Source organism: Gordonia sp. CPCC 205333 (assembly GCF_048537885.1).
Classification (GTDB): domain Bacteria; phylum Actinomycetota; class Actinomycetes; order Mycobacteriales; family Mycobacteriaceae; genus Gordonia.
This window is the reverse complement of the sequence record NZ_JBCLVI010000003.1, coordinates 504,615-524,757: the sequence shown is the minus strand read 5'-3', so window position 1 is coordinate 524,757 and position 20,143 is coordinate 504,615. Positions and strand designations below refer to the sequence as shown.

Here is a 20,143-nt window from a genome sequence, read left to right as displayed (position 1 = left end):
ATCATCCGATAGTAGGCGGGTCGATCTGAACGCGGATCGGCCCGGTCTCGTGATGCGCGTTGCGAAGAACCTGGGCGGCCGCTAGTGCCCGCGTAAGTTCTCGACCGTGCCCACGGTCGACGCGCAGCAGCATGCGCATCATCGGTCCGGCGTCCCGTGCGGCATCGGCGGATCCGGCGGGGGCGCGGACGCCCTGCGGCAGTGGCACCGGACCAAGGGCCGTTCCCGACGACGGAAGTTTGACCGAGTCGACGAACGCCGCGACGGTGCGCTCGCCGCCATCGACCGAGGCCATTGTGACTGCGGGCGGAAAACCCAACAACGCGCGCTGCTCGAGTTCGGCGGAAGCGAAACCGGCCGGATCCCACCGAATGACCGCCTGTACGGCAGGAATTGCCGCATCGGCGACGATGATCACACTGCCGCCCGATGACGCCGGGCGTACCAGCGCGGCGATAGCCAGCCAGCGTCGGACGGTGGTTTCCGTCGCGCGCAGGTCCTCGCGGTCGAGATATGCCCACGTATCGAGGATGATCGCAGCGCCGTAGCCATCGGGTGCGGCTGGCTCCGCTCCGGGCGTCGCAACGACGACCCGCGCTCCAGGTTTTACGTCGTCAATAATGTTCGGGCCACCCGACGTCGTGACCGGGATACCGGAAAATGCACGACCAAGTTCCTCGGCGGTGCGTCCGGCGCCGGTGGACAACGCTCGAATGCGAGTACCCCCGCAAGCCACACAGTTGAAATTGCGCTCGGCACGGCCACACCACCGGCACGTCAACGAACCGTTGGCTTCGAGTTGTAACGGGCCGTGGCAGGCGCGGCAGCGAGCATGGGTCCGGCAGCGTTCGCATGCCACCGAAGGGATATAGCCGCGTCGCGGCACGCTGAACAACACCGGACGGTCGTCGTCGAGCGCGCCCCGCGCAGCCTTGAACGCGACCGCCGGAATGCGCGCCGATCGCGCCATCGGATCATGTACGACGCTCGCGTCCTCACCGGACAGGGCCATCACCCGCGGCGCGCGCTCGCGGATCGTCGCGCGGGGTGCAATGAGATCATGTGCCCAGCCCGCATCGACAAGCACCTGAGCCTCCGCCGAACGCGCGAATCCGCCGATGACAAGTGCTGCCTTCTCGCCATGCGAGCGCAACGCGGCCACCTCGCGCGGATGCGGATAAGGCGAGCGAGGTTCGTCCAAACTGTCGTCGCCGTCATCCCACACGACAATCAGTCCCAAATTGCCGACAGGTGCGAAACTCGCACTGCGCGTTCCCAATACGACGTCGGCACGTCCTCGTAGCACCGCCAGCCAGCGGCGGTAACGGGCGGTCGGGCCCAGGCCAGCGGCCAGTGTCACGGCGCGCTCCCCGAGTAACGGCTCACACGCCGCTTCCAGTCTGTCTAAGTCGCGCTGGTCTGGCACCACGACGATCACGCCACGACCCGAGGCGACGGTCGCGGCAGCCAATTCGGCGAGTCGAGCCGGCCAATCCTCGCCGGGCGTCGCCTGCCATACCGCCCGTGGCGCAGCATCCGAGGTCAGTGCGCCACGGAAACCATCGAAACCCGAATAGTGTTGCCAGGCAGCGAGTTCTGGTTCCTGGACAGGCTGCAGTGGCACAATCGATACCGCCTCGGCCTCGGTGCGCGCGTGTCGCGGCGGCACTGCAAGGCGGATGACATCGGACATGGTTCCGGCGTATCGGTCGGCTACTGCCCGGCACAACGACGCCAGCGCGGGCGGAAATACCTGTTCGGGTGATACGACTCGGTCCAGCCAGCCGAGTTTGCCGGGATGTTCACTTACCGAAATACGTTCCAGCACAAAACCATCGATGAGTCGGCCGGCAAAACGAACTCGGACTCGCACGCCAGGCTGCGCGTCAGCGTCCTGCTCGGCGTCGACCAGGTAGTCGAAGGGACGATCCAGATGGGTGAGCCCCAGCATCGGCAGGACGCGCGCAACCGGGTTGACCGCCGCGCGTTCGCGAGCACCCTTCACCATCGCGGTTCACGATCGGTCGTCACAGGCCTACCTTTGCGGACATGGCGGAAATCCACCCGCCTTCCGGGGAAAGCGAGTGGATTTCTGATCGTACCTACGGCGAATACCTCAGACGCCGAGTGCTGCCTTCAGCTTCCCCGCGCGGTCGGTGTTCTCCCACGGCAGGTCGATGTCAGTGCGGCCGAAGTGACCGTATGCGGCAGTCGGTCCGTAGATCGGGCGCAGCAGATCCAGATCGCGGATGATCGCGAGCGGGCGAAGGTCGAAGACCTCACCGATCGCCTTCTGAATCGACGCCGGATCCACGGTCTCGGTGCCGAAGGTCTCGACGAACAGCCCGACCGGCGCGGCCTTGCCGATCGCGTAAGCGACCTGAACCTCGACCCGCGTCGCCAGACCGGCGGCAACGATATTCTTGGCGACCCAGCGCATCGCGTATGCGGCGGACCGGTCAACCTTGGACGGGTCTTTGCCGGAGAACGCGCCACCGCCGTGGCGAGCCATACCGCCATAGGTATCGACGATGATCTTGCGTCCGGTGAGTCCCGCGTCGCCCATTGGGCCGCCCAGGATGAAGCTGCCGCTGGGGTTCACCAGCAGACGGAAGTTGGAAACGTCAAGCGGGTGAGGCAATTCGAGGTCCGCGAGCACGGCTTCGACGACATGCTTGCGCAGGTCTGGTTCGAGCTGCGAATCAAGATCGATTCCTTCGCCGTGCTGAGTGGAAATAACGACGGTGTCCAGGCGTACCGGCTGGTCATCGGCATATTCGATGGTGACCTGCGTCTTGCCGTCTGGCCGCAGGTAGGGCAACGTGCCATCCTTGCGAACCTCGGTCAGGCGGCGCGAGAGCCGGTGTGCGAGCGCGATCGGAACGGGCATCAGTTCGGGTGTCTCGGCAGTCGCGTAACCGAACATGAGTCCCTGGTCGCCGGCACCCTGAGCGTTGAGCTCATCTTCGATGTCGCCGCTGCGCGCCTCATGCGAGTTGTTGACACCGCCCGCGATTTCCGGCGACTGGGCACCGATTGCGACGTTGACACCACAGGAGGCGCCGTCGAAACCCTTGGTTGACGAGTCGTAACCGATTTCCAGAATCTTTTCCCGCACGATGGTGGGGATATCGGCGTAGGCGGTGGTGTTCACTTCGCCTGCGACATGAACTTGGCCGGTCGTGACCAGGGTCTCGACCGCGACGCGAGCCCCCGGATCTTTGGTAAGCAGGGCATCGAGGATCGAGTCGCTGATGGCGTCACAGATCTTATCCGGGTGGCCTTCGGTTACTGATTCGCTGGTGAACAGGCGTGACGAGATGGTCATCGGGTCCTCTCCGGGGAAGAACAGCTCAGTAGTACGGGTACGGGGTGCGCGGCGCGTCTCCCCCATTTATGTCATCCAACCTACACACGTCATCGGTGTGACGCGCGGGCGACCGTGTCAGTCGGTGCGTCCGCCACAATCTGGTACCAAAGTTGCGATTTCGTCAAGGATTTGGCTCGCCATAAGTGTTTTTGACGCGAGCGGCAGCGCCGTTTCAGTCCCAGCCGAACTCAGCAGCCAACCGGTGTTGTCGGCGGTGCCGAATGCTTTACCATCGCCGACCGCATTCACGACCAGGAGGTCAGTTCCCTTGCGGCGCAACTTCTCTCGACCGTGATCAAGCACACCGCCGCGTTCATCGCCGGTCTCGGCGGCGAAGCCGACGATAACTGTCGACGCCGGAATGTCGCCGGCCGCGCGGCTCTGCACCAATCCGCGCAGGATATCGGGATTGGTGTCGAGCTCGATGGGCGCCGGGCCGTCGGCGCCCTTCTTGATCTTGGCGTCGGCAACCGACAGTGGGCGGAAGTCTGCCACCGCGGCGGCCATGATCACCACATCGGCGTCGGCCGCACGTTTGGTCATCTCAGTGGATAACTGATCCGCCGTCTCTATTCGCACGATGTCGACCCCCGCGGGATCGCCGGGTTCGTCGGTGGCGCCAGCGACCAAGGTCACTTGCGCACCTCGTTGCGCCGCGGCTCTCGCCAACGCATACCCCTGTTTACCCGACGATCGGTTTCCCAGGTAGCGGACCGGGTCGAGCGGTTCGCGGGTGCCGCCCGCACTCACCAGAACTCGTATTCCGTGCAAGTCGTATGGGAGAGCATCGGCGCGATCGAGTAGCAATTCGCCGATTAGTGAGATTTCCTGCGGATCAGGCAGCCGACCCGCCCCGCTGTCAGTACCAGTGAGTCGACCCGACGCCGGAGTCATCACCGTTGCGCCGTGACTGCGCAACGTCGCGACATTTGCCTGAGTGGCCGGATGCTCCCACATTTCGGTATGCATCGCGGGCACAAAGAGCACTGGAGCACGAACCGTGAGGAGCGATGCGGTGAGCAGATCATCGGCCCGGCCCGAGGCGGCCCGCGCCATCAGGTCGGCCGTCGCGGGAGCGACGATCACCAGATCAGCCTGTTGCCCGAGGCGGACGTGTGCCACTTCGTCGACATCGTCGAAGACGGTAGTGCTGACCGGGTGGCCAGATAACGCCTCGAAGGTCGCCGCTCCGACGAAGTTCAAAGCCGAATCCGTCGGGATGACGCGGACGTCGGCCCCGGCTTCTTTAAAATGCCGGATCACCGAACACACTTTGTAGGCGGCAATCCCGCCGCCCACTCCGACCAGGACACGCGGCCGGTTACCTTCGCCGCCAGCCTGCGAATTGCTCATCTGAGGTGACTCCCCTGCATGCGGATCCGGCGGAACACGACCTCGGGACTATTCGCCTTCGGTGTGCTCGAGCAGGTCCGCGTGGATCTCGCGCATCGCGATGGACAGCGGCTTCTCCTGCAAACCCGGCTCGACCAGCGGGCCGACGAATTCCAGGATGCCGTCACCAAGCTGGTTGTAGTAGTCGTTGATCTGACGCGCGCGCTTGGCCGCGTAGATAACGAGTGCGTACTTCGACGATGCGCGATCGAGCAGGTCGTCGATCGGCGGGTTGGTGATACCCAGCGGGGTGTCATATGCCGGCGCGTCGGCGATCTCAGTCACGTCAAAGTCGGTCGGGTTGCTCACGGAGCTCCTCAGTTCTTACTGCGTTTGATGAAGGTTTTGGGGCGTCGTGCGGGCGGCCAAATGGTCTCAGCGCGCCTCGTCGGCAGGTCCAACCAGCAAGGATACCAACTCGGCAGCCACCTGGTCGACTTCACGGTTCACCAACACCTGGTCGAAGTTGTCTTTCGACGCCATTTCGACCCGGGCGGTCTCTAGTCGACGGGCCACTTTCTCCGGCGATTCGGTACCCCGGCCGGTAAGCCGTTGCACGAGATCTTCCCAGGTCGGCGGCGATAAGAAGACGGTATACGCCTCGGGCAACTTGGCGACGACGTTGGCCGATCCCTCGAGGTCGACTTCCACCAGTACCGGCTTTCCAGCTTCGAGCGCGTCGAGAACCGGTTGACGCGGTGTGCCCGATCGTTGCAGTCCGCCATGGATCTCAGCCCATTCCAGAAGCTTGTCGTCGGCGATCAGCGCGTCGAAGTCGGCGTCGGACACGAAGTGGTAGTCGCGACCGTCGACTTCGCCCGGTCGCGGCGCGCGGGTGGTGACCGACACGCTGAAAAACAGCTCCGGCAACAACGCACGAACGCGATTGACAACAGTCGACTTGCCGACAGCCGAGGGGCCGACCAAAACGATCAGTCGGCCCCTCGGTGAACTGGCAGTCCGCGGACGGACCGTCGAATTCTGCTCGCTCAAATCAGGCGAGGTCGAACTTTTCCAGCAATGCCTTGCGCTGACGGTCGCCCAGTCCGCGCAGACGGCGGGTAGGAGCGATCTCCAGCTCGGTCATGATCTCGCCGGCCTTGACCTTGCCGACCTTCGGCAGGGCTTCGAGGAGGGCCGAGACCTTCATCTTGCCGAGGATCTCGTCGGTCTCGGCGTCCTTGAGGACCTGCTTGAGGTCGGTGCCGCCACGCTTCAGGCGCTCCTTGAGCTCCGCACGGACACGGCGAGCAGCAGCTGCCTTCTCCAACGCTGCGGCGCGCTGCTCTGGTGTCAACTGGGGAAGTGCCACGGGTTCCTCCGTAAATCGTGTCTTCTGTCTGGGCGGCGCGCACGGTAGTGCTCGCCTGGCCGCGATTGAATGCGGCGCGTGATCGACCGTACCCAACGTGAGCAGGCATTTCGAGGCCCACCCCACTAAAACGACCAGATGAGGGTGTTGTAGCGTACCCGCCGTTTGCCCAGGAGCGCCATCGCGTCGACATGCAACCGGACACGACGTATGCGCAGGTGAGAGTATGAAAAGCAGGCTGCGGTCGGTAGCTGATGCTGCGACTCGTGTGACCAATGGTGTGTACCAAAGCTCTCCGGCAGATTGTTCGGACGAATTGCGTCACATCAGCGTGTCGCGCCGACGGACTCGCCTTCGACGTCGCGGACGGCCCTCGATTCGTCCGCCTTAACGCCAGTATCGTTGCCGATCGCACATGCCGCGGCGCCGAGCGCCAGGCCGACGATCACACCGAGGTCAGGGCGTTCGTGCAAGATCCCCCAGGTCAGTAGGGCGGCTATCGACGGGATCACCCCGAAGAGCAGTGACACCGCCGACGCACCAGCTCGTTTGATCGCTGCCAGGTACAAGCTGGCGGCGATAACCGAGTTGGCGACAATGAGGATTGCGACCGATCCGACGGCGGCGGCGGCATTGGCGATGTGTTGCGGTGTGAGGGCCGCGAAGAGGCCTGCGGGGACCAGCGCAGCGGCGGCACCTATCGCGTTCACTGCCATTGGGTGGCCGTCGGTCAAGAACCGCTGTTGATATACGCCGCCGAATGCGAGTCCGAGCACCGCGATGATGACCCACAGCACCGCCAGGTCGACGTGGCCGACATCGGCCACCCGCCCAGCGAACGCCGCACACACCGCCACGAACGCCGCCATCACGGCGACGATCCGACGTCGGGATAGCCGTTCACGCAGCAACAGACTCGCCAAGGCGGTGGTGATCACCGGGTTCATCGCGATCACCAGAGCGACCAGTACGGGCGAGACGCCGGCGTACATCGCCTCGTAGCAACCGACGAATTGCATTCCCTGCGTTGTCAATCCGATGACGACCGCATGCCAGGCCTGTCGCCCCCGCGGCCAGCCGAACCGGCGAATGCAGACTATCGCGGCGAGTATCAGGCCGCCAAGGAGGAACCGGGCAATCAGGACCAGGCCCGGCGTCGCGTAGCGCACCGACAGCGCGCCGACCGGGTAGCCGAGTGCATAGAAGATCGCGGTGGACGCAGCCAATGTCGGAGAGAGCTTCATGACTTCATCTCACCGCTAATCGTTCACGTCGTCTAATCAAAAATTAGATCGTAATTGATAAGCAAACGTGAACTGACTAGCACGCAGGACACGAGCCACCTAACCTGATGTGGTGGCACGTACCTTCGACATCACTCCCCTGCGCTCACTGGCAGCGGTGGCATCGACCGGCGGTGTCCACCGCGCCGCACAGTCGCTGATGCTGACCCAATCCGCGGTTAGCCAGCATCTACGCAAACTTGAACGGGAAGCGGGCACCCCACTCGTCACCCGCGACGGCCGACGTCTCGCGTTCACTCCCGACGGCGAGGAACTGCTTGCGCACGCCCGCGCGATCCTCAGCGCCCACGATGCCGCCGTTCATCGTTTCGATAAGCATTCAAATACGGTCATGTCGGTCGGCACCGCCCAGAACAGCGCCGGGGTGGTACTGCCCACACTGATGTCGGAGTTGCGACTCTTGTTGCCGGACAACGAGATTCGCTTTCATCTCGATCGCAATGTGACAGTCCGGCAAATGCTCGTCGACGACGACGTCAGCATCGCGGTCACCTCGCGCGTGGCGCCGGAGTTGCGGCCGCGGCCCGACGGATTGCGCTTGCAATGGCTGTGGTCGTCGAATACACAACCGCCCGACGTCGACGAAGAGATTCCACTGACGGTCTTCACGCCCCCGTGTACGCTGCGCCAACCCAGCTTCGACTCGTGGAGCGGTTCTGGACGCACGTGGCGGGTGCATGCCGAGGTCAACGACTTGGCAACAGGCCTCGACGCGGTACGCGCCGGAGCCGGCGCAATGTTGGTGCCGGTGCTCGACCGACTCCCCGACGGATTGCGGCCACTACCGGGAGCCCCGGTCGCCCCGGCGCTGCAACTGGCAGTGGTCTACACCGAACGGACGCCGCAGCGGCTCCGCGACGCAGTACACGACACGCTCATCGACCTCATCGGGGCCGACCGCGTCGAACTTCTGTCCAACGACGCCCTCGCCATGCCCTGACGCTTTCTCCGCCTTCTCGTCGCCCCCCGCCGTCGTGAAAATCGTCCGAATAGCGCTCCGGCTGGGGCAATATGCCCTCGGTGAGCAACTATTCGGACGATTTTCACGGCAGGCGGAGGCTAGGCCAGGGCGGCTTCGACCTCGTCGCGGGTTTGCTCGTAGGCGGCCCGCAGCGCGCCGACGTCGGGTCCCTGCGCCAACAACCCTCGCGAACTGGCTGGTAGCACCCACGACGGATCCGCTCCCGCGAAGACTTCGGGCAGATCGCCCGGTGTCGCGCCCTGTGCGCCGAGTCCCGGCGCCAGGATCGACCCCTGCAGCGCGGACAGATCCAGCCCGTGTGCGCGCGTCGCGCCGACGACCAGCCCGACCGTTCCGCGACCGTCGGCGTTGAGGGCGGCAGCGGCGTCGACGATGCCCTGGGCGACCGTAGTGCCATCCGCGCGCTTTGCCAGCTGAAGATCGGCACCCTCGGGATTCGACGTCCGGGCAAGCACATGTACCGCGCGACCAGTCGCCGCCGCTTGCTCGACGGCGGGCTTCAACGATCCGAAGCCCAGGTACGGTGACACCGTGACGGCGTCGGCGCACAGTGGCGAGGCGTCGTCGAGCCACGCCGTTGTGTAGGCAGCCATCGTCGAGCCGATATCGCCTCGTTTGGCATCGGCCAATACCAAGGCACCGGCTGCCCGACATGCCGCGATCACCGATTCGAGTGCGGCCAGACCGGCCGAACCGAACGCTTCGAAGAACGCGACTTGCGGCTTAATTACCGACGCCGTCGGGCCGAACGCCTCGGCACAGATTTCACCGAATTCGACGACACCCGCCGCCGACACCGGCAAGCCCCACTGCTCCAGCAGTGGCGGATGCGGGTCGATACCAGCGCACAGTCGCCCGCGAGCGCCGACTACCGCGCGATACCGAGCCGCATACCCGGACTCGGTCATCGACTCTGCACCAGCGCGGCGTGGCGACTCTGCAGGGACCGGACGCCGATGTCGCCGTCCAACGCCGCCTCGATACCCTGCACCGCAGCCCCGGCCCCTTGCACCGTGGTGATGCACGGAATGTTGACCGAGACTGCCGCAGAACGGATCTCGTAACCATCTACGCGCGGACCAGACTGACCGAACGGTGTGTTGATCACCATCGCCACCTCACCGGCGCGGATGGTGTCGACAATCGTCTTCTCCCCCTCCGCAAGGTCGACGTCGGAGTGTTTGCGCACCCGAATGCACTGAATCCCGTTGCGCGCCAACATATCCGCGGTTCCCTCAGTGGCCAGGATGGAAAATCCCAAGTCCGCCAAACGCTTAACCGGGAACAACAGCGCGCGCTTATCTTTATTGGCGACCGAGACGAATATCGCACCGTTCAGCGGTAGCGACCCGTAGGCCGCAGTCTGCGACTTCGCGAACGCCCGACCGAAGTCAGCGTCGATACCCATCACCTCGCCGGTCGACTTCATTTCCGGGCTCAGCAACGAGTCGACGCCCGTTCCGTCGTGACGACGGAAGCGGTTGAACGGCAGCACAGCCTCTTTCACCGAAATCGGCGTCTGGACCGGCGCCTCGCCGCCGTCGCCATGCGCGGGCAAGATACCCTGGCCACGCAATTCGGCGATCGACGTGCCCAGCATCACCCGCGCGCACGCCTTTGCCAGCGGCACCGCCGTCGCCTTCGAGACGAACGGGACAGTCCGACTGGCACGTGGATTCGCTTCCAGCACATAGAGAATGTCGTCCTTGAGCGCGTATTGCACATTCAACAGTCCGCGCACGCCGATCCCCTTGGCCAGCGCTTCGGTAGATTTGCGGACTGCCTCGAGATCGGCGCGGCCGAGAGTGACCGGCGGCAGCGCACACGCGGAGTCACCGGAGTGGATACCGGCTTCCTCGATATGTTCCATCACGCCACCGATGTACACGTCGGTGCCGTCGCATAGCGCATCGACGTCGATCTCCACCGCATCTTCAAGGAAGCGGTCGACCAGCACCGGGTGATCGGGTGTCAATTCCGTTGCACGCGAAATGTAATCGCTCAGCGATGCCTCGTCGTACACGATTTCCATGCCACGACCGCCGAGCACATACGACGGCCGGACCAGTACGGGGTAGCCGATCCGGTCGGCGGTGGCCCGTGCCTCATCGAAGGTCGTCGCTGTGCCGAAAGCCGGTGCGGGTAGGCCTGCGGCGGTCAGTACCTTACCGAATTCACCGCGATCCTCGGCGAGGTCGATGGCCTCCGGGCTGGTGCCGACGATCGGCACCCCGGCCTCGGCGAGCCGATGCGCGAGGCCGAGCGGCGTTTGCCCGCCGAGCTGGACGATCACACCGGCCACGGTCCCCGACCTCGACTCCGAGTGGTAAACCTCCAACACGTCTTCGAAGGTCAGCGGCTCGAAATAGAGACGATCGGCGGTGTCGTAATCGGTCGACACGGTCTCCGGGTTGCAGTTGACCATCACCGTCTCGTAGCCGGCCTCGGTCAGCGTCATCGCCGCGTGCACACAGGAGTAATCGAATTCGATCCCCTGCCCGATGCGGTTGGGTCCCGAACCGAGAATCAGAACCTTTGGCCGATCCGGTTGCGGCGCAACCTCACTCGTCGCGGCCGGGTCGAGTTCATAGGTGCTGTAGTGATATGGCGTGCGGGCCTCAAACTCCGCGGCGCAGGTGTCGACGGTCTTGTAGACCGGACGCACGTCGAGTTCCAATCGATGTGCCCGCACTGCGGCCTCATCGGCGAAATCGCTTCGCAGCGCGGCGATTTGGCGGTCGGAGAACCCCGTCGACTTAGCCAGCCGCAGCAACTGTCCGTCGAGGATGTCAGCGTCGCGAATATCGTTGCCGAGTGCACCGATAGCAGCGATCTCGGCCAAGAACCAGGGGTCGATCTTGGTAGCCTCGAACACGTCCTCAATGCTGGCACCGGCGTCGAACGCCAGCATCAGTCCGTACAGCCGACCGTCCTTGGGCACTGACAGCTCGGACAAGAGCGCCGGAAGGTCGACCGTGGCCGGATCGGGACGGTCCGCCTCGGTCCAGAAGCCCGCGGCCTTGGTCTCCAGCGACCGCATCACCTTGCCGAGGGCTTCGGCGAAGCTACGGCCCAAACTCATTGCCTCACCAACCGACTTCATCGTGGTGGTCAGCGTGTCGTCCGCGCCCGGGAACTTCTCGAAAGCGAACCGCGGCGCCTTAACCACGACGTAGTCCAGCGTCGGCTCGAAACAGGCCGGCGTTTCCTTCGTGATGTCGTTGACGATCTCGTCAAGGCTATAGCCGATAGCCAACTTCGCGGCGATCTTCGCGATCGGGAAACCGGTCGCCTTGGATGCCAGCGCCGAGGAACGCGACACACGCGGATTCATCTCGATGACGACGAGCCGTCCATCGGCCGGGTCCTGAGCAAACTGAATATTGCAGCCGCCGGTGTCGACCCCCACCTCACGCAGGATATCGATGGAGAGGTCGCGCATCTTCTGGTATTCGCGGTCGGTGAGCGTCATCGCTGGTGCGACGGTCACCGAGTCGCCAGTGTGCACACCAACCGGGTCGACGTTCTCGATAGAGCAGACCACCACGACGTTGTCGCGGTTATCCCGCATCAACTCGAGTTCGTATTCTTTCCAGCCCAGGATCGACTCTTCGATCAAGACATTCGCGGTCGGCGACGCGGCGAGACCGCCACCGGCGATTCGCTCGAGATCGACGTCGTCGTAGGCCATACCCGAACCGAGGCCACCCATCGTGAACGATGGCCGAACCACCACCGGGTAACCGAGATCCTCAACGGTCGCCCGGACCTCGTCCATCGTGTGACACACAGCCGAGCGGGCCGACTCGCCGCCGACCTTCGCCACGATGTCCTTGAACATCTGCCGGTCCTCGCCGCGTTGAATGGCATCGAAATCGGCGCCGATCAGCTCGATACCGTACTTCTCCAGCGAGCCGCGGTCATGCAGTGCAACAGCGGTATTCAGGGCCGTCTGCCCGCCGAGGGTAGCGAGCACGGCATCGATTGGATGGCCTGCGTCACGCTCGGCCTCGATGACCTTCTCGACGTATTCCGCGGTGATGGGCTCGACATAGGTCGCGTCGGCGAATTCCGGATCGGTCATGATGGTCGCCGGGTTGGAGTTGACCAGGCTGACGCGCAGACCTTCGCTGCGCAAGACGCGGCAGGCCTGGGTTCCGGAGTAGTCGAATTCACAAGCCTGACCGATGACGATCGGGCCGGACCCGATCACCAGGATGTGATTGAGATCGCTGCGGCGTGGCATCAGGCGTTGCCTCCGTTCTTGGAGTGGCGGGCGTCGAGCAAGTCTACGAATCGATCGAATAGATACGCCGCATCGTGTGGACCGGCGGCGGCTTCGGGATGGTATTGCACCGAGAAGGCTTGGCCGTCAACCAGTTCCACGCCTTCGACGACGCCGTCATTGGCGCAGACATGACTTACTCGCCCGCGTCCGAAGTCGGTGTCGAATTCCTCGCCGGCTTCACCTTCGAGCGCGAAGCCGTGGTTTTGCGCCGTAATGGAGATCTTGCCGGTGGCACCGTCGATCACCGGGATATTGATGCCGCGGTGGCCGAATTTCATCTTGTAGGTTCCGCGACCAAGGGCCCGGCCCAGAATCTGGTTACCGAAGCAGATACCGAATAGCGGTAACCCGTCGCCGAGGACGTCTCGGGTCAAATTCACGGCGGCATCGGCGGTCGCCGGATCGCCGGGGCCGTTCGACAGGAACACCCCGTCTACGCCGAGGGCGGTGATGTCGGCGAAAGTCGATGACGACGGTAGGACATGCACCCGCAGGCCGCGCTGCGCGAACATCCGCGGGGTATTGGTCTTGATGCCGAGGTCAATGGCGGCGACGGTGTACTTCGGAGCGTCGTCCGGTTCCACCAGGTAGGTGTCGTCGGTGCTGACTTCACCGGCCAGGTCTGCTCCGGCCATCGCTGGTTGATTGCGCACGCGGGCGAGCAATTCGTCGTGAGTCGCCAAGGCAGATCCGGAGAACACGCCAGCTCGCATCGAGCCATGCTCACGCAAAACCCGCACGACGGTGCGAGTATCGATCCCCGCGATGCCGACTATCCCCTGGCTGTCCAGTTCGTCTTGCAGCGACGTGGTTGCGCGCCAGTTGGATACGCGGCGGGTGGGATTGCGGACGGCGTAGCCGGCGACCCAGATTTTATCTCCGCGTGACTCGTCATCCTCGTCATTCCAACCGGTGTTGCCGATCTGCGGCGCGGTGGCCACGACGATCTGCCGGTGGTAACTCGGATCGGTAAGCGTCTCTTGATACCCGGTCATCGCAGTGCAGAACACCGCTTCACCCAACGTCTCCCCCACGGCACCGAATTCGGTTCCGGTGAAGACCTGTCCATTCTCAAGCACCAACAGTGCTGTACTCATTCTTCCGTTCCCTGCGTTGTGCTTGCGTTGATGTCGGTAGCTGTCGGTTCAGTCGAGCCCTCAGCCGCGCCGTCGGTGCTCGGCCTGTACTGCTCGATCCAGGATTCGTAGATCTCTTTGTCGTCCGCGCGCAATCCGGAGTCGATTTCGGTGCCCGATGGCAGCACCCAACGGATCGCGAGCAGGCCGTCGGCGGTCATCACCTTGCCAGCCAATCCGCGTTCGGTCCGAATCGCGGTCACCGACTCGCGCGGAACCCAAATTTCGGTCGCTCCCCTGCGGCGGAACAGAATTCCCGCTTCGTAGCCGACGAGGTCGGTCGTCGCCCGATCACCGTAGTCACCGACGGCGACGCGATTCTGCCAACTCGGAGCCAGCGTCGAGCCGACATAGAGTCCGCTATGCGGGCCGATAACCGCATCGCCGAGATCGTCTGGAGCAACCGGAAATTGACCGATACTCACCTCTTGACGGCGTCCGCGATTACGCCACCCGCGCAGCACGAGGATGATCAGCAGCAGCCACAATGCCAGTACAGCGATCACGATGACGATGTTGTAGAAGACCTCGTTCATGACCGCTCACCCGTCTCGACTACACCGTCGCGTGCGGTTACCTTGCCGCGCAACAGGGTTGCGGTAACGGTGACCGGCATCGTCATCGTTTCGAATGGGGTATTGGTCGACAAGCTCGCCAATTCGGCACCGTCAACCACCCACTCGCGGTCGGGATCGACGAGCGTCAGATTCGCGGGCTCGTTCACCGCGATCGGACGCCCCTGATCGGCCAGCCGCACAATCTCGGCCGGCCGTTCACTCATGACGCGGGCCACACCGCGCCAATCCAAGAGTCCCGTCTTGACCATCGTTTCGACAATCACACCGAGCGCGGTTTCCAAACCCAACATGCCCGGACGCGCCTGAGAAAACTCGCAACACTTGTCCTGGCTAGCGTGTGGCGCGTGATCGGTTGCGACGCAGTCGATCACGCCGTCGGCGAGAGCTTGCCGCAACGCGATGTTGTCACTTTCCTCACGTAGCGGCGGATTGACCTTATTGATCGGGTCGTACGTTTCCAGCCTCGAGTCATTGAGCAGCAAGTGATGGGGAGTCACCTCGGCGGTGATCGAAATACCCTGTGCACGAGCCCATTTGAGCAACTCGACCGTCCCCGCGGTAGACGCGTGGCAAATATGCACGCGCGTGCCCGCGTCCCGTGCCAGCAGCGCGTCGCGAATCACGATCGACTCTTCAGCGGCACGCGGCCACCCGGCCAGGCCCAATCGCGACGCCGTCGGCCCCTCGTGAGCCACCGCGCCGACAGTCAGTCGCGGCTCCTCGGCGTGCTGCGCGATCAGGACATCGAGTCCCTTTGCGTACTCCAGTGCACGACGCATCAGCAACGGGTCGTCGACACATTTGCCGTCATCGGAGAACATCCGCACACCGGCCGCGCCAGCGTTCATCATGCCCATCTCGGAGAGCTGTGTGCCCCTCAGCCCGACGGTAACGGCACCAACGGGATGCACATCGACCAGCCCGACGTCGCGCCCCGCGCGATACACGTTGTCGGTAACGGTCGAATTGTCCGCAACCGGATCGGTGTTGGCCATCGCGAATACCGCGGTGTAGCCGCCGAGCGCCGCTGCCGCCGAACCGCTGGCGACGGTCTCGGTGTCTTCACGGCCCGGTTCACGCAGGTGGGTATGCAGATCAACGAACCCCGGCAAGATAATCGCGCCGTCACCATCGAGTTGCTCGACATCGTCGGGTGCGTTGAGATCCGTACCGATCTCGGCGATCGCGCCGTCGAGCACGAGAATGTCGACCACATCATCCTGGCCGTAGGGTCGCACCGAAGTGATCAGGATGGACTGACCCTGCTGCGCCGCGCTCACGAAATTCCTCCTCTATGGTTCACAGCTAAATCCCCGTCGCTTCGCTCGCCCCGGCCAGCAGTCGGAACAGCACCGCCATCCGCACATGCACGCCATTGCGCACCTGTTCGAGGACTGCGGCCTGCGGTGAATCGGCAACCGAATAGCCGATCTCCATACCGCGCAACATCGGTCCCGGATGCAATATCACCGCATCGTCGGACAGCGCTGCCATTCGCTTCTCGCTCAATCCGTATCGCACCGCGTATTCGCGCGAGGACGGGAAGAAGCCGCCATTCATCCGTTCGGCCTGTACGCGCAGCATCATTACCGCGTCGGCCGCGGGCAGTTCGGCATCGAGCGAAGTGCTGACAGTCACCGGCCACTGTTCGACGCCGGTCGGCAGCAGCGTCGGCGGCGCAACCAGGGTGACATCGGCGCCGAGTGTCGACAGGAGGAATGCATTGGACCGCGCGACGCGTGAATGCAGCACGTCGCCGACGATTACCACGCGTCGTCCATCGAGCGACCCGAGACGCTGACGAAGAGTCAGCGCGTCGAGCAACGCCTGCGTCGGGTGTTCATGGGTGCCGTCGCCCGCATTAATTACGGCCGGACCGTCGGTCCATGCGGCTATCTGGTGCGCGGCACCGGACGCCGGGTGACGCACGATCAGCGCATCGGCACCGGCCGCATGCAGGGTTTTGACGGTGTCGCGCAGCGATTCGCCCTTGCTCGCCGATGAACTCGACGCACTCACATTGATGACGTCGGCGCTCATCCACTTGCCCGCCACCTCGAACGAAACCCTTGTGCGAGTGGAATTCTCGTAGAAGACCGTCATAACGGTGCGACCACGCAAGGTCGGCAGTTTACGAACCTCGCGACCGGCCAATGCCTGTTCGAAACGCTCGGCGTCATCGAGGAGTTCAGTCGCATCGTCGCGCGACAGATCCGCCGTGGAAAGGAGATGTCGCATCAGCGCTCGCCCTCCCCGGCACGGGTTCCGCTCGGTGAGGTCAACACCACTTCGTCGACGCCGTCATGCTCGACGAAGTGTACGGCCACGTCCTCGTCGCGGGCGGTCGGAATATTCTTGCCGACATAGTCAGCCCGCAGCGGAAGTTCGCGATGGCCGCGGTCGACGAGCACCGCGAGCTGGACGCTTGCCGGCCGACCAAGGTCGCGTAGTGCGTCGAGGGCGGCCCGGACGGTACGCCCGGAGAACAGCACGTCGTCAACGAGGATGACTCGCGCGTGGTCGACACCACCGCGCGGCACCATCGTGCGTTCGAGGGCGCGATGTGGCTTATCCCGCAGGTCATCGCGGTAAAGGGTGATGTCCAGATAGCCGGTTGGGACATCGACTCCGGAGAATTCGGCGATGCGCTCAGCCAGTCGGCGACCGAGGAATGAGCCGCGAGTCGGAATGCCGACTATGACGACCGGCTGTCCGTCAGGTGCGTCAAGCGCGGTCTTCTCGATGATCTGATGGGCCATCCGTGCGATGGTCCGCCCGACATCAGATGCGTCGAGCAGGACTCGGGTCGGCCCGGTGGCCACCCCTTCGCTGCGATTGGACAATCTGACCTCCTTCTCCGCCTCACAGGACGGTCCGTTAAAGGATGTCTACCGGTCGACAACTCTACACGTCGTCGCCTGCCCGTGCGGCTGCCCGCACTTGCGGTGCGAGTTCGGCGATCTTGCCGAGTACACCGTTGACGAATGCCGGCGAGTCGTCGGTCGACAGTTCCTTAGCCAATTCCACCGCTTCGTCAACGATGACGACCGGGTCGACATCGTCGGCGTTGAACAACTCCCACGTTGCCAGCCGCAGGATCGCACGATCGACCGCCGGTAGGCGTTCGAGCGTCCACTCCTTCAGATGCGACGACACAACCGCGTCAATCTGCGGATAGTCGCCGGCAATACCTTCGATCACCGTGGCGGTGTAGTCATGGACGGTGCCGACGCTCTCGTCGTCGCGCACCAACTCCCGGCGTTCGATGATCAGCGTAGACGGCGACACGTTCTTCGCCTCCGCCTCAAATAGCAGATCGACGGCGCGCTTACGTGCCTTATGCCGGGTTCCCGAATGCTTCACGTGTTGCTTCGACCTAGCTGTTGACGCGACCGAGGTAGCTGCCGTCGCGCGAGTCGACCTTCAGCTTGTCACCGGTATTGATGAACAGCGGCACGGCGATCTCGGCGCCGGTTTCCAAGGTGGCCGGCTTGGTGCCGCCGGTGGAACGGTCACCCTGCAGACCTGGATCGGTCTGCGACACGATCAGTTCGATGGTGACCGGGAGTTCGATGAACAGCGGGTTGTCCTCGTTCAACGACACCTGGACGGTCATATTCTCCAGCAGGAAACGCGAACCGTCGCCGACGATCTGCGGCGAGAGCGCCAACTGCTCGAACGTCTGGGAGTCCATGAAGACGAAGTCGGTGCCGTCGTTGTACAGGTAGGTCATGTCACGACGATCAACCGTCGCGGTCTCCACCTTCACACCGGCGTTAAAGGTTTTGTCGACGATCTTGCCCGACAGCACATTCTTGATCTTGGTACGCACGAATGCGGGGCCTTTACCCGGCTTGACATGCTGGAACTCCTGGATCTGCCATAGCTGGTTATCCATCCGCAGCACGAGGCCGTTCTTGAAATCTGAGGTATTCGCCATTGGCGTCGCCTTCCTCTTTGCTCGTCCCGGCGGCCTCCCGTCGGCTGCGGCACCCGAGATCGTCGGGCGGCACATGCCGAAGAAGCCGTCACAGGACGGTAAACGTCTTGTCGGTAGTGGTCAGCAGTAGCGGGTCGCCGTCGGTGACGACAAGTGTGTCCTCAATGCGGACGCCACCTGCGCCGGGCAGATAAACACCAGGCTCCACGGTCACTGCTGCGCCGAAGGGCAGTGTACCGGTCGCGGCGGTTCCGATTCCCGGTGCTTCGTGTATCTGCAGGCCGACGCCGTGTCCGAGGCCGTGCACATAATGCTCGCCATGCCCGTCTGCCGCGATCACATCACGCGCCGCGGCATCGATGCCGCGCAGGTCAGCACCAGGTTTCAGGGCGGCGCGACCAGCGGCCTGAGCAGTGGCGACGAGGTCGTAGATGTCGCGCTGCCAATCCGCCGCGTGATCAAGGACATACGTACGTGTCATATCCGAGTGATAGCCGCCGACGACGGCGCCGAAATCCAGTTTTACGAAGTCACCGGAAGCAAGTACCGCTTCGGTCGGGCGGTGATGCGGGATCGCCGAGTTCACGCCGGTCGCGACAATCGTCTCGAAGGCGATTGCTTCGGCTCCCTGCGCATACATCTCCCACTCCAGAGTGCGGGCCACTTCTCGTTCGGTGCGGCCGGGGGCGATGATCCCCTGCTCGATGATGATTGCGAGGGCGCGATCAGCGACGGCGCATGCCTGCGTCAGGAGGTCGACTTCGTCGGCGTCCTTCACGCTACGAAGCTCTTCGACGACCCCCGACGTCGGGACGAGTTCGACCTTCCCGTCGAATCGTTGAACAAGCCGATTGAAGGACGCGACCGATAGAGCACCGGCTTCGAAGGCGATTCGCCGCAGGCCGTTGTCCACCGCGTGGCTCAGCAGCGCGCCGACCACGTCACGCTCAATCGTCGCGGGCACGTCGGGACTCTGTTGAGAGACTTGCGTCCTATAGCGGCCGTCGGTAGCAATCTGGTCGGCGTCGTCAATCGCATCAAGACGGCACAGTAGTGCGGCATTAGATCCGGTGAAACCGGTCAGGTAGGTGACATTGATCAGGTCGGAGACCAGGAAGGCCTCGGCTTCGAAGGCCGCGCGCAGTCGGTCGCGACGAGCCCGATGACCTGTGGATATCGAAGCAGTCATGAATCACAACGTACTCGGTCGATTCCCCCCGAGCTTTGCGTCGGACCCGAATCTGCGGGTTGTGATTCCGTTCACGATTCCCGTTGATAGGCTGACCGTCATGAATTCGTGGTTGCTCCGTGGTGTCGTCATGTCTGCGGTACATATCGTCGCGCGGGTGCTGCTAGGCGTCCTCATCGTCAATGTTCCGCTGCACGGCACGTTGTGGAAGACGCTCGCCGTCGCCGCGGTGGTGCTCATCGCAATCATCGCCGGCGGCATCGACGGACTCCGTGACGCCCACGCTCACGACGATCCTGACGATTACGACGATCTCACTATCCGCTGGCTCAAGGCCGGACTCCTTGCGGGTTGGGTCGCCGGGTTCGTCTGCTGGCTTTTGGGCAAGTTCGTTTTCGCCGGCATCGGCGAAGCGAGTTTCTGGATCGAGATGACAGCGGGCGCGTTCTTCACCGCTCTGATCATCTTTGTCCCGGCGTTTATCGGCGCGAGCCTCGGCCGCCTGCTCGTACGTCGCCAACAGCGCAAAAATGCGCCTCGATCCGACGATGCCGACGAGTCCAACGCGCAATTCGCCGACGCAGCCGTCGCCCAGTAAATATCCTTCGTCGATGCCCCCGCCGTCGTGGTCGGGGGCATCGTCGTTTCTGGG

19 protein-coding genes are annotated in these 20,143 nt (G+C 63.6%); 2 read left to right on the top strand and 17 right to left on the bottom strand.

All coding sequences use genetic code 11. The features are described 5' to 3' along the window. Position 1: 1 nt before the first annotated feature. From AAFP29_RS12670 to AAFP29_RS12640, 7 genes are all read right to left on the bottom strand, one after another. Entirely contained in the window at positions 2-2,008 is a 2,007-nt protein-coding gene (locus tag AAFP29_RS12670) for a primosomal protein N' (RefSeq protein WP_419217714.1), read from the bottom strand. Between the two features lie 108 nt (positions 2,009-2,116). Continuing rightward, a complete protein-coding gene (gene metK / locus AAFP29_RS12665) occupies positions 2,117-3,328 on the bottom strand; it encodes a methionine adenosyltransferase (protein ID WP_419217713.1) in 1,212 nt (403 codons plus the stop codon). 117 nt (positions 3,329-3,445) lie between these two features. Beyond that, the gene (gene coaBC, locus AAFP29_RS12660; RefSeq protein ID WP_419217712.1) at positions 3,446-4,723 is read right to left on the bottom strand and encodes a bifunctional phosphopantothenoylcysteine decarboxylase/phosphopantothenate--cysteine ligase CoaBC; all 1,278 of its coding nucleotides are present in this window, start codon (positions 4,721-4,723) and stop codon (positions 3,446-3,448) included. Positions 4,724-4,771: 48 nt separating this feature from the next. Next, positions 4,772-5,071, bottom strand: coding sequence for a DNA-directed RNA polymerase subunit omega (gene rpoZ, locus AAFP29_RS12655; RefSeq protein WP_170192933.1), 300 nt, complete (start codon positions 5,069-5,071; stop codon positions 4,772-4,774). 66 nt (positions 5,072-5,137) lie between these two features. Then, the gene (gene gmk, locus AAFP29_RS12650) at positions 5,138-5,755 is read right to left on the bottom strand and encodes a guanylate kinase (RefSeq protein WP_419217711.1); all 618 of its coding nucleotides are present in this window, start codon (positions 5,753-5,755) and stop codon (positions 5,138-5,140) included. Position 5,756: 1 nt separating this feature from the next. After that, positions 5,757-6,074, bottom strand: coding sequence for an integration host factor, actinobacterial type (mihF, locus tag AAFP29_RS12645; protein ID WP_007317555.1), 318 nt, complete (start codon positions 6,072-6,074; stop codon positions 5,757-5,759). A gap of 326 nt (positions 6,075-6,400) precedes the next feature. Further along, the gene (locus AAFP29_RS12640; RefSeq protein WP_419217710.1) at positions 6,401-7,318 is read right to left on the bottom strand and encodes a DMT family transporter; all 918 of its coding nucleotides are present in this window, start codon (positions 7,316-7,318) and stop codon (positions 6,401-6,403) included. Between the two features lie 112 nt (positions 7,319-7,430). Here AAFP29_RS12640 and AAFP29_RS12635 point away from each other — a divergent pair, with 112 nt between their 5' ends. After that, complete coding sequence (locus AAFP29_RS12635; RefSeq protein ID WP_419217709.1) at positions 7,431-8,318, top strand: LysR family transcriptional regulator; 888 nt, start codon at positions 7,431-7,433, stop codon at positions 8,316-8,318. 119 nt (positions 8,319-8,437) lie between these two features. Here AAFP29_RS12635 and pyrF read toward each other — a convergent pair whose 3' ends face one another. From pyrF to AAFP29_RS12585, 10 genes are all read right to left on the bottom strand, one after another. Further along, positions 8,438-9,268, bottom strand: a complete 831-nt coding sequence (pyrF, locus tag AAFP29_RS12630; protein ID WP_419217708.1) for an orotidine-5'-phosphate decarboxylase — start codon at positions 9,266-9,268, stop codon at positions 8,438-8,440. Further along, the gene (gene carB / locus AAFP29_RS12625) at positions 9,265-12,606 is read right to left on the bottom strand and encodes a carbamoyl-phosphate synthase large subunit (RefSeq protein WP_419217707.1); all 3,342 of its coding nucleotides are present in this window, start codon (positions 12,604-12,606) and stop codon (positions 9,265-9,267) included. Before carB ends, pyrF begins: the two co-directional genes overlap by 4 nt. Continuing rightward, positions 12,606-13,745: a glutamine-hydrolyzing carbamoyl-phosphate synthase small subunit gene (gene carA, locus AAFP29_RS12620; RefSeq protein ID WP_419217706.1), complete on the bottom strand. Its 1,140-nt coding sequence runs from the start codon at positions 13,743-13,745 to the stop codon at positions 12,606-12,608. Before carA ends, carB begins: the two co-directional genes overlap by 1 nt. Next, positions 13,742-14,320: a transporter gene (locus AAFP29_RS12615; protein ID WP_419217705.1), complete on the bottom strand. Its 579-nt coding sequence runs from the start codon at positions 14,318-14,320 to the stop codon at positions 13,742-13,744. The genes carA and AAFP29_RS12615 overlap by 4 nt, the downstream gene beginning before the upstream one ends. Further along, entirely contained in the window at positions 14,317-15,642 is a 1,326-nt protein-coding gene (locus AAFP29_RS12610) for a dihydroorotase (RefSeq protein WP_419217704.1), read from the bottom strand. Before AAFP29_RS12610 ends, AAFP29_RS12615 begins: the two co-directional genes overlap by 4 nt. 25 nt (positions 15,643-15,667) lie before the next feature. Continuing rightward, a complete protein-coding gene (locus AAFP29_RS12605) occupies positions 15,668-16,600 on the bottom strand; it encodes an aspartate carbamoyltransferase catalytic subunit (RefSeq protein ID WP_419217703.1) in 933 nt (310 codons plus the stop codon). After that, on the bottom strand, positions 16,600-17,205 hold the full coding sequence (gene pyrR / locus AAFP29_RS12600) for a bifunctional pyr operon transcriptional regulator/uracil phosphoribosyltransferase PyrR (protein WP_419217702.1): 606 nt from the start codon (positions 17,203-17,205) through the stop codon (positions 16,600-16,602). The genes AAFP29_RS12605 and pyrR overlap by 1 nt, the downstream gene beginning before the upstream one ends. A 61-nt stretch (positions 17,206-17,266) precedes the next feature. Continuing rightward, on the bottom strand, positions 17,267-17,725 hold the full coding sequence (gene nusB, locus AAFP29_RS12595; RefSeq protein ID WP_419217701.1) for a transcription antitermination factor NusB: 459 nt from the start codon (positions 17,723-17,725) through the stop codon (positions 17,267-17,269). A gap of 13 nt (positions 17,726-17,738) precedes the next feature. Continuing rightward, positions 17,739-18,302, bottom strand: coding sequence for an elongation factor P (gene efp / locus AAFP29_RS12590; RefSeq protein WP_419217700.1), 564 nt, complete (start codon positions 18,300-18,302; stop codon positions 17,739-17,741). Between the two features lie 88 nt (positions 18,303-18,390). Beyond that, positions 18,391-19,491 (bottom strand): M24 family metallopeptidase, encoded by a 1,101-nt coding sequence (locus AAFP29_RS12585; protein ID WP_419217699.1) that lies wholly within the window; start codon positions 19,489-19,491, stop codon positions 18,391-18,393. 100 nt (positions 19,492-19,591) lie between these two features. Between AAFP29_RS12585 and AAFP29_RS12580 the strand changes: the two genes are divergently transcribed. Further along, complete coding sequence (locus tag AAFP29_RS12580; RefSeq protein ID WP_419217698.1) at positions 19,592-20,089, top strand: B-4DMT family transporter; 498 nt, start codon at positions 19,592-19,594, stop codon at positions 20,087-20,089. Positions 20,090-20,143 lie beyond the last annotated feature (54 nt).